The sequence below is a fragment of the Micromonospora sp. URMC 105 genome (assembly GCF_051386295.1).
Lineage (GTDB): Bacteria > Actinomycetota > Actinomycetes > Mycobacteriales > Micromonosporaceae > Micromonospora.
In genome coordinates this window covers 1-9,730 of record NZ_JBPQTL010000148.1, presented here as the reverse complement: position 1 = coordinate 9,730, position 9,730 = coordinate 1, and the positions used below count along the sequence as shown (strand labels likewise).

Here is a 9,730-nt window from a genome sequence, read left to right as displayed (position 1 = left end):
CGACCGCCCCGCACCCGGCACCCCACCCCCCGACGAGCCGTTCGACGGGCCGCCGTCCAACGGGCCGCCGCTCGACGGGCCACCACCCGACGGGCCGCCGCTCGACGAGCCGCCGTCCGACGAGCCGCCATTCGACGGGTCCCCGTTCGATGGCTCGCCGTCCGACTCACTTCCGCCCGAGGAGCCCCCGTTCGAGGAGCCGCCGCCGTTCGAGGAGCCGCCGCCGTCCGGGGAGCCGCCGTTCGGGGAGCCGCCGTTCGGGGAGCCGCCGTTCGGGGAGCCGCCGTTCGGGGAGCCGCCGTCTGACGGGCCGCCCGGCGCGCCATTCGCCGGTCCAGCCCCGCCCGCTAGCGCGCCGCCGGAGGAGCCCGGTGCCGGAGCGGGACACCCCTCGGACGAGTCCAGGACGATCATCGCGAGGCCCAGCAGCGCGGCGACCAGCCCGAGCCGCAGCAGGGTGCCGCCGCCGGGCCGGCGCAGCCAGCGCACGGGACGCAGGGACGCCGTCCCGTCCGGGTCACCACCCGCCATGCCGCCCACCCCACCTCGCTGTCCGGCCGCCGTCGCGGCGTTCGGACAGCACGCTAGGCGGGAGGGTCGGGCAGCGGAGTGCCCTGTGCACCGGCCTGTGGACAACCGGCGGCCTTGTGGACAACGCCCGAGTCGACGCCCGACCTGCTACGGAAGATCAGCCCAGCAAGGTTGAGTCATTCACGCCATCAGCTCCGTAGGGCCACCGATAAGGGCCGGCGGCCGGCCGAATCGCCGACCCGGACCTACGAGCACGGGAGCACGGGACGCCGAAAGCCCCCGCGGCCCGGTGGGCGGCGGGGGCGGTGGCGTACGAGATCAGCTGGAGGTGCTGCCGGCCGGGGCCTTGGCCGCCCCGCCGTTCGACGAGCCCGACGAGCTGCCGCCGTTCGACGAGGTGGTCGACGACGAGCTCGACGACGACGTCGAGCTACCCGCGGAGGAACCGCTGTCCGACTTCGCCGGCTTGGGGGTGGTGGCGCCGGCCTTGCCCTCCGTGCCGGAGGAACGGGAGTCGGTGCGGTAGAAGCCGGAGCCCTTGAATACGACACCGACGGAGTTGAAGACCTTCCGCAGCCGCCCCTCACACGTGGGGCACTCGGTCAGCGGCTCGTCAGAGAAGGACTGCACCGCCTCGAGCTGGTGGCCGCACGCGGTGCAGGCGTACTGGTACGTGGGCACGTTCTCCTCCGGATCTGGCACGGCCGGTTGGCACTCGACGGTTTCGAGTGCCAATGGTGCGTCATCACCCCCGGATTCGTCCAGCGGACGTGGGGGGATCGACACGGGGCGCGCCGGTCAGCGTACGCAGACCGCCCGACGGGGTGACGACGGCGCGTACCGGGCGGTCGTGGGACTGGGCGGGCAGGGCCTCGACCAGCTCACCGTCGTGCAACAGCGCCACCGTCAGCACTGTTCCCGCCACCCGGGCCAGCGCCCGGTCGTACGAGCCGCCGCCGCGACCCAGGCGCAGGCCCCGGTGGTCCACCGCCAGCGCGGGCACCACCACCAGGTCCGCCTCGCCTATCGCCGAGCGGCCCAGCCGGGGACCGTCCGGCTCCCGCATGCCGCGCCCGGCCGCCACCAGCGATCCCGGGCCGTCGTACGCCGCCCAGTCGAGGTCCAGGTCGTCGCGGAGCACCGGCAGCAGCAGCTCCGCCTCGGGGGGCAGCGCCGCGCGCAGCGCCTCCGGCAACTCCGGGCCGCCCGGCTCCGAGCCCACCGGCACGTACCCGGTCATCCGGCGCGGGCGCAGCCGGCGTACCAGATCGACCAGCTCGGCCCGGACGCGCGCCGCGGCTTCGGCCCGCTGCGGCGCGGTCAGCGCCCGGCGGCGGGCGAGCAGCGCGACGCGCGTCTCGCGTTTGGCCTCGTGCGCTCCATCAGAAAATTCGGGCACGCAACACTCCCTTGCGCAAACCGCGTCATCCGGTCGCACTGTGTCAGCATCGCAGGAACGGGCGCGGAACTTCCGGGGGGAAGCTTGACGCTACGCGGGCGGTTGACGGCGGCCTTCCTCGCGGTGGTGCTCGGCCCGGTGCTGCTCGGAGCGGTCTTCGTCGGCACCACCCTCGCGGCCGTCGACCGCAGCCGCTCCATTGAACGGCTCGGGCTCGCCGCGTCGACCGTCCGCACCTCGGTGGACGCCCTCTGCCAGCAGCTCCGGGCCGCCGCCGACGCCGTCGCGCTGCGTACCGATCCCGCCGCCCGCGCCGGCGCCGCCGCCCAGGTGGTCAGCCGGGGCCTGGCCGGCGCGGTGCTGGTCACCGACGTGGCCGGCGCGACGACGTACACCACCCCCGGCGCGCCCCCGACGCCCTGGCAGGACTGCTCCGGCGACCGGGTGCCGAGCGGGCCGGTGCGGGCGCTGAGCGCCCGGGTCGACCTGCGTGACCCGGCCGGTGTCGCGCTCGGCACCGTCGCCGCCGCCCAGGTGGTCGACCCGGCGTTCGTCGCCCGGCTGGCCGCCGCCACGGGCGTCGCGGTCACGCTGCTCGACGGCCCCGCCGCCCCCGGCCGGGTCGCGCACACCACCGAGTCCAACGGGGTACGCGAGGCGGTGCTCGCGGCCGCGAGCACGGTGGACGGCGACCGGGTCACCGAGACCGCCGACGGCCGGTACGTGCGCCGGCTCGGCCCGAGCGCGGGACAGCCGCTGCCGCTCGTCCTCTCCGTCCCCGGGGAGCAGCCCGCCGGACTACCCGCGGTGCTGGTCGGCGCGGTGCTCCTCGCCGCCGTGCTGGCCGTGCTGGCCGCCTGGCGGCTGGCCCGGGTGACCACCCGGCCGCTGGTGGAGCTGGCCGGCGCGGTGGACCGGGTGGCCCGCGGCGACCTGAGCGCCCGGGTGCCGGTCCGCAGCCGCGACGAGATCGGCCGGCTGGCCGGGGCGTTCAACCGGATGACCCGGGAGACCGCCACCTACGTGGCGGCGCTGACCAGCAGCCGGGACCAGCTGCGGGGGCACCTCGCGGTGCTCGGTGACACCCTGGCCAGCACCCACGACCTGCCCCGCATCCTGCGGGTGATCCTGCACAGCGCGCTCGGGGCGACCGGGGCGCGGGCCGGCACGGTGCTGCTGCTCGACCCGGACGGGGTGCTGGTGGGGCAGTGCGCCGAGGGGCTGGAGGGCCGGGTGCCCGCGACCGAGCCGCTGCGGGTGCCGGTCGGCAGCGGGGTGATCGGCGCGGTTGCCGCCACCGGGGAGCCCCAGCGTGGGCGGATCGAGCCGGGCGAGGCGCCGGCGGGGGAGCCGCGCTGCGAGACGTACGTGGCGGTGCCCTTCGCCGCACCGGCCGGCGCCGACCCGGCGGGCCGGGACCCGGCGGTCGGGGTGCTGGCCCTCTACGACCGGCTCGGCGGCGAGGAGTTCGACGACGACGACCTGGCCACCCTGCGCACCTTCGCCGGGCACGCGGCGGTCGCCGTGGAGAACGTCCGGGTGCACGAGGAGGCGCAACGGCTCTCGCTGACCGACCCGTTGACCGGGCTGTGGAACTACCGCTACCTGCGCGAGTCGCTGCGCCGCGAGGTGGAGCGGGCCAGCCGCTTCGGGCGGATGCTGAGCATCCTCGCCCTGGACGTGGACCGGTTCAAGCGGGTCAACGACACGTACGGCCACACCGCCGGCGACGTCGTGCTGGCCGAGTTCGCCCGCCGGGTGCGCGGGGAGATCCGCGAGGTCGACCTGGCGTTCCGGCAGGGCGGCGAGGAATTCGTGGTGCTGCTGCCGGAGACCGACGCCCGGGGCGCGGCGATCGTCGCCGAACGGCTGGGCGCGGCCGTCCGGGACACCCCGATCGTGGTGGACGAGCACGTGGCGATCACGGTGACCGTCTCCATCGGCATCGCCGTCTACCCCGACCACGCCAGCACCGGCCAGCAGGTGCTCGACGCCGCCGACGAGGCGCTGTACGCGGCCAAGGCGGCCGGCCGGGACGGCTACCGGGTCACCGGGCAGCGCGTCGACGCGGTGACCGAGGAGATTCCGGTGCCGGCCGGCGCGATCAGCCCCGACGACGGGCTGCCCCGGGCGGGGCCGGTGGCCGGCCGGGCGGCGGAGGGCTCCGGCCGGCCCGCCGTCGGCGTGCCGGGGCCCGCTCCGGGTGTGACCCAGGCGGCTACGGGCGGCGCGTCTTCCGGTCCTCACCCGCCGCGGCAGAGCCGTGGCCGATAGTCTCGCGACATGTCGGAGCACTCAGCGAACCCCTCAACGGCCGCCGCAACCGGCCGTCCCCGTGCGGTCAAGGCTGTCATCCCGGCCGCCGGCCTGGCCACCCGCTTTCTGCCGGCGACGAAGGCGGTGCCCAAGGAGCTGCTGCCGGTGGTCGACCGTCCGGTCCTGCAGTACATCGTCGAGGAAGCCACCCAGGCCGGGCTCAACGACGTGCTGCTGATCACCGGGCGCGGCAAGACGGCCATGGTGGACCACTTCGACCGCCGGCCCGATCTGGAGGAACGGCTCGCGAAGAAACCGGAGCTGCTGGCCGCCGTGCAGCGCACCACCGAGCTGGCCGAGATCCACACCCGCCGCCAGCCCGAGCAGCTCGGCCTCGGCCACGCCGTCGGGTACGCCGAGTCGCACGTCGGCGACCAGCCCTTCGCGGTGCTCCTCGGTGACGAGTTCGTCAAGCTGGACCAGCCGCTGCTGCCAGCCATGCTGGAGCTTCAGGCGCGCACCGGCGGCGTGGTGCTGGCCTTCTTCGAGGTCGACCCGGCCGAGACCAAGCGGTACGGCATCGCCTCGGTCGAGCCGGCCGAGTCGGAGCTGACCGACATCGGCGAGGTCGTCAAGGTGACCGGCATGGTGGAGAAGCCGACGCCGGAGGAGGCGCCGAGCAACCTGGCCGTCCTCGGCCGGTACGTGCTGCCGGGCCGGATCTTCGACGCGATCCGCCGTACCGAGCCGGGCAGCGGCGGGGAGATCCAGCTGACCGACGCGATGGAGCTGCTGCGCAACGAGGGCGTGCCGGTGCACGCGATCGTCTACCGGGGCACCCGCTACGACACCGGCATGCCGCTGGGCTACCTCCAGACGGTGGTGCAGATCGCCGCCGAGCGCGACGACATCGGCGGTGAGTTCCGCAAGTGGCTGGCCGAGTTCGTCAACTCCGACGCGTCGGGCGGTCCTAGTACATGACAGCGACGGCCGACGCCGAGGCGGCCGCGAACGAGTTGACGCCGCTCGCCGACTACCTGGGCAGTGTGCTGCGCAGGTTGCGCGCGCTGCCTCCGCTCGACCTCGACCTCACCCAGGCGCACGGCAACGTCCTCGCCGAGGACGTCGTCGCGCCGCACTCCTTCCCCGCCTTCGACCAGGCGGCGGTGGACGGGTACGCGGCCCGCTGGGAAGACCTCGTCGGGTACGGCCCGGCCCCCTCCGGGGGGTCGGGCCGTACCGTGCGGCTCAACGTGGTCGGCGACCTCGGCGCAGCGAGCTGGCGGCCGGTCCGGCTCACCCCGGGCTCGTGCTTCTCGGTCGCCGCCGGGGCGCCGCTGCCGGTGGCCGCGGACGTGGTCGTCCCGGTGGAGTGGACCGACCAGGGCATGGCCGCGGTGGAGATCTTCCGGACCCCCAAGCGCGGGTACGGCGTCCGCCGCGCCGGTGAGGAACTGCCCGCCGGCACCCTGCTCGCCCGCGCCGGCACGTACGTCTCGCCCGCCCTGGTGGCCGTCCTCGCCGCCACCGGGATCGGGCACGTGGTGGTCCGGCCCAGCCCCCGGGTGGTCATCGTGGCCACCGGTGACGAACTCGTCGACGTCGGCCGGGGCAGCCAGCCCGGCCAGGTGGTGGACGCCAACTCGCACGCGCTGACCGCCGCCGCGGCCGAGGTGGGCGCCCTGGCGTACCGGGTGGGCATCTGCGACGACGACCCGGAGGGGCTGCGCGGCCTGCTGGAGGACCAGACGCTGCGCGCCGACCTGATCATCACCACCGGCGGCACCGGCACCGGCCCCGGCGACATGGTCCGCCGCATCCTGTCCCGGCGGGAGGGCGGCCGGGCCGGGCCGGTCACCTTCACCGAGGTGGCGCTCTATCCCGGTACCGCGCTCGGATTCGGTACGGTCGGCGCCGAGGAGGTGCCGGTGGTGTGTCTTCCCGGTGAGCCCGGCTCGGCGCTGATCGGCTTCGAGGTGCTGGCCCGCCCGGCCATCAACCTGCTGGCCGGGGCGGAGCCGGTGTTCCGGCCGAGTGTCCGCGCGCACCTGCTGGAAACCATCACCTCCCCGGGCGGGCTGCGCGAGTTCCGCCCCGCGCACGTCGCCGAGCGGCGCGGCGGCGGGTACACGGTCCAGCCGCTGCCGGGTGGGCCGTTCACGCTTTCCGGGCTGGCCGAGGCGAACGGCCTGATGGTGCTCGGCGAGCGGGTGACCACCGCCGCCGCCGGCTCCACCGTGGACGTTCTCCTGCTGGACCGGCGCCGGTGAGCCTGTTCGGTCTCGGGCGGGCGCCGGGCTGGCCGGTGGTGCTGACCGACGGGCCGGTGGTGCTGCGGCCGTACCGGCGCTCGGACGCGGGCGCCTGGTCGGCGGTGCGCCGCGCCAACCAGGCCTGGCTGGCACCCTGGGAGTCGCACCTGCCGGGCACCTGGGACGAGACCAACTCGCCGGCCGCGTTCCGCTTCGTCCACAAGGATCAGCGGCGCTCGGCGCGCATCGGCGAGGGGATGCCGTTCGCGGTCTGCCTCCGCGAGGACGGCCGGGACCGGCTGGTCGGGCACCTCAACGTGGGCAGCATCGTCCGGCGGGCGTTCTGCTCCGGGTACGTCGGCTACTGGGTGGATTCCAGAGTGGCCGGTCGCGGGGTGATCCCGACCGCGATGGCGCTCGCCGTGGACCACGCGTTCGGCCCGGGCGGGCTGCACCGCGTGGAGGTGAACATCCGCCCGGAGAACCGGCCGTCCCGGCGGGTGGTGGAGAAGCTGGGCTTTCGCGAAGAGGCGTACCACGTACGCTACATGCACATCGACGGTGCGTGGCGTGACCACATCGGATACGCGATGACCAGCGAGGAGGTGGCCGCCGAAGGCGGTCTGCTGGCCCGCTGGCGCCGCATCCGCGAGCGGCAGGGGTGAGCCGTCCCACGGACGGGATCGGCGCGGCGCGGCGGCATCAGGGTCGACGGCCCGTAACCTCAAGTAACTGCAAGCTGTGGCAAGCGCTGCCCGCCCGTACGATCTGCGCCGTGGACGACCATCCGGGGAAGATCCTGCGGTGGTCCGACGGTTGCCTCGAATTCGGTGACGGGAGGGGTGAGGGTGCCGACCTCGGTGCTCCTCGCCGTCCTCGCCGCCGCCGGCCTGCTCGCCCTCGCGCCGGCGCTGGTCCGCCGGTACGACGCCACCGAGCGGCTGGTGGCGGAGCGGGCGCAGTCGACGGCGCGGGTGCTCCAGCGCCGCCGGCGACGCCGTACTGTCCCGGGTCGGCGGCCGGTCAACCCGTCTCGCGCCCTCGTCGTAACCCTCAGTGAAGACGCGAACACGGGCGGGCTGAGCGCTCCCGTTTCCGCGCCCCCGGTGCCGGGCCGCCGGTCCGGCCGGCTGCGCGCCGTGCCGCCGGCTCCCCGCAAGGCCCGCCGACGGCCGCCGCCCCGCCGACGCCACACCCCGGCCGTCTACCGGCGCCGTCGGGTGCTCGCCGCGCTGCTGCTGCTCAACTTCGTCGAACTGGTCGGCGTGATCGTGGTCAGCCCCGGCTTCTGGATCAGCGTCTCGGTCACCGGCACCCTGCTCGTCGCGTACGTCGTACACCTGCGGAAGCGGGCCGTGGCGGAGCGCCGGCGGCGGCGTCTGCAGGCCCGGGAGGCGGCGTGGCTGGCCGCCCGGCAGGCCGAGGTACGGCGGGAGCAGGCCCGCCGGGCGGCGGCCCGCCGGGAGGCGCAGCGCCGCCTGGCGGCCCAGCGCGAGGCGGTACGCCGTACCGCGATGGGCCTGGACCGCTCCGGGGACCTGCCGGCGGCGGCCAGCGGGGGCGGTTCGGTCTCCTACCGCCGGGCGGGGGGCCTGCGGGGCCGGCCGTACCAGTCGGGCCGCGGCTCCTCCCACCCGGCCTGACCGCTCCGGCGCGCCGTGTGCGCTTGCTCGTGCCCGGTTTGCGGCGTGTCGGGGTGTTCGGCGGCCTGGACGCCCCGACATGCCGCATCCCGGTGTCGATCTCCGTGGGTCGGCGCCGCCGCGCCGGGGGTGGATTCGCGGCCGGGGTGGTCGACCTGTTAGCCTTGGCGCCGGCCCGCCCGGTGAAAGCCGGGTGGGACCGAAGCCGGTTCGCCGGTGGAGGGGCTGTGGCGCAGACCGGTAGCGCACCTCGTTCGCATCGAGGGGGTCAGGGGTTCAAATCCCCTCAGCTCCACCCAGTTCAAGGCCGTTTCCGCTAGTCGGAGACGGCCTTTTTGGGATCTTGCACAGCAGCCGTCGACCGCTCGACGGGCTGTCCACGCGCTGGTGCGGCAGCGGCATCGGGTGCATCCGCTGCCACCGGTGAGCGGAAATTCGATCAGGCCGACAGGAAGCGCTTGCTCCTCACGCGGCGTCATGGCACATAGTCGGCGGCGTGGAGGAGCACCTGACCGTGGGGCGCGTGGCGGAGTTGGCCGGCGTCAGCGTCCGCACACTGCACCACTATGACGAGATCGGCCTCCTGGAGCCGTCCACGCGGACCGCGGCCGGGCACCGGGCCTACTCCGCGGACGACGTGGAGCGACTCCGGAAGGTGCTCGCCTACCGGCGGCTCGGCTTCGGACTGCGGGAGATCGCGGAGCTCGTCGACGATCCGGCCACCGACGCGGTCGCGCACCTGTGCCGACTGCGCGGCCTGCTGATGGACCAGCGCGACCGCGCTGCCGCCATGGTGACGGCCATAGACAGGGAACTGGAGGCGCGCGCAATGGGAATCAGGACGACGCCGGAGGAGCAGCTGAAGGTGTTCGGCGCGCAGTTGTACGACGCCATCGGATCCGCTTACCCGGCGACGCGCCGCACCGAGCCACGGATCGCCGCGCAAATCTGGGAGGCGCTGGGGGACGCCCGAACGGTACTGAACGTCGGAGCCGGCACCGGCTCCTACGAACCACCCGACCGCGACGTCACGGCGGTGGAGCCTTCGGCGGTCATGCGGGCGCAGCGTCCCCCGGGCGCGGCGCCCTGCGTGGCCGCCGCTGCGGAGAGTCTGCCCTTCGAGGACCAGTCCTTCGACGCCGCGATGGCGGTCAGCACCGTCCATCACTGGCCGGACCCGGTCGCCGGGCTGCGGGAGATGCGGCGGGTGGCCCGCCGCGTGGTGGTGTTCACGTACGACGCCGATGACACCGGCTGGCGTCAACGGTTCTGGCTCACCCGCGACTACCTGCCCGAGTTCGCTGAGCTTCTCGTCGGCTGGCCGTCCCTGGCCGACCTGACCCGCGCGATCGGAGGACGCGCGGAACCGGTGCTCGTCCCGTGGGACTGCGCTGACGGTTTCTTCGAGGCACACTGGCGCCGGCCGGAGGCGTACCTGGACGAGCAGGTACGGCGCGCGGTTTCGGTCTGGACCAGAGTCGGACCGCAGGCTGAGCAACGGGCGGTCAGCGCACTCCGCGAAGACCTTTCCTCGGGCCGGTGGGCCGAGCGCAACCGCGACCTCGTCGCCCTCGACACGGCGGAGCTCGGCCTCCGCCTGCTCGTGGCCTGAGCCACCGCGCGCTCGCCGCGGCGCTCGAGCGCCGCGG

The 9,730-nt window shown here is 74.9% G+C and carries 8 protein-coding genes, 1 tRNA gene and 1 pseudogene; 7 read left to right on the top strand and 3 right to left on the bottom strand.

Annotation, left to right across the window (positions count from 1 at the left end):
* From ACSNN7_RS27670 to ACSNN7_RS27660, 3 genes and pseudogenes are all read right to left on the bottom strand, one after another.
* A pseudogene (locus ACSNN7_RS27670) lies at positions 1-531 on the bottom strand (hypothetical protein); the annotation flags it as partial.
* A 318-nt stretch (positions 532-849) separates the two neighbouring features.
* Complete coding sequence (locus ACSNN7_RS27665) at positions 850-1,233, bottom strand: FmdB family zinc ribbon protein (RefSeq protein WP_436683977.1); 384 nt, start codon at positions 1,231-1,233, stop codon at positions 850-852.
* Positions 1,234-1,276: 43 nt separating this feature from the next.
* A complete protein-coding gene (locus tag ACSNN7_RS27660) occupies positions 1,277-1,930 on the bottom strand; it encodes a 5-formyltetrahydrofolate cyclo-ligase (protein ID WP_436683975.1) in 654 nt (217 codons plus the stop codon).
* Between the two features lie 84 nt (positions 1,931-2,014).
* Here ACSNN7_RS27660 and ACSNN7_RS27655 point away from each other — a divergent pair, with 84 nt between their 5' ends.
* The 7 genes from ACSNN7_RS27655 to ACSNN7_RS27625 all read left to right on the top strand — a co-directional run bounded on the left by ACSNN7_RS27655 (position 2,015) and on the right by ACSNN7_RS27625 (position 9,693).
* A complete protein-coding gene (locus ACSNN7_RS27655) occupies positions 2,015-4,204 on the top strand; it encodes a diguanylate cyclase (RefSeq protein WP_436683973.1) in 2,190 nt (729 codons plus the stop codon).
* A gap of 9 nt (positions 4,205-4,213) precedes the next feature.
* Positions 4,214-5,167 carry a UTP--glucose-1-phosphate uridylyltransferase gene (locus ACSNN7_RS27650; RefSeq protein WP_436683972.1) on the top strand — a complete coding sequence of 318 codons (954 nt, stop codon included), beginning with the start codon at positions 4,214-4,216 and terminating at the stop codon, positions 5,165-5,167.
* Positions 5,164-6,456 (top strand): molybdopterin molybdotransferase MoeA, encoded by a 1,293-nt coding sequence (locus ACSNN7_RS27645; RefSeq protein ID WP_436683970.1) that lies wholly within the window; start codon positions 5,164-5,166, stop codon positions 6,454-6,456. Before ACSNN7_RS27650 ends, ACSNN7_RS27645 begins: the two co-directional genes overlap by 4 nt.
* Entirely contained in the window at positions 6,453-7,103 is a 651-nt protein-coding gene (locus ACSNN7_RS27640; protein ID WP_436683968.1) for a GNAT family N-acetyltransferase, read from the top strand. Before ACSNN7_RS27645 ends, ACSNN7_RS27640 begins: the two co-directional genes overlap by 4 nt.
* A 177-nt stretch (positions 7,104-7,280) precedes the next feature.
* Positions 7,281-8,081, top strand: coding sequence for a divisome protein SepX/GlpR (sepX, locus tag ACSNN7_RS27635; RefSeq protein WP_436683966.1), 801 nt, complete (start codon positions 7,281-7,283; stop codon positions 8,079-8,081).
* A gap of 221 nt (positions 8,082-8,302) precedes the next feature.
* Positions 8,303-8,376: transfer RNA gene (locus ACSNN7_RS27630), tRNA-Ala, on the top strand.
* A gap of 201 nt (positions 8,377-8,577) precedes the next feature.
* Positions 8,578-9,693, top strand: coding sequence for a MerR family transcriptional regulator (locus ACSNN7_RS27625; protein ID WP_436683964.1), 1,116 nt, complete (start codon positions 8,578-8,580; stop codon positions 9,691-9,693).
* Positions 9,694-9,730: the final 37 nt, after the last annotated feature.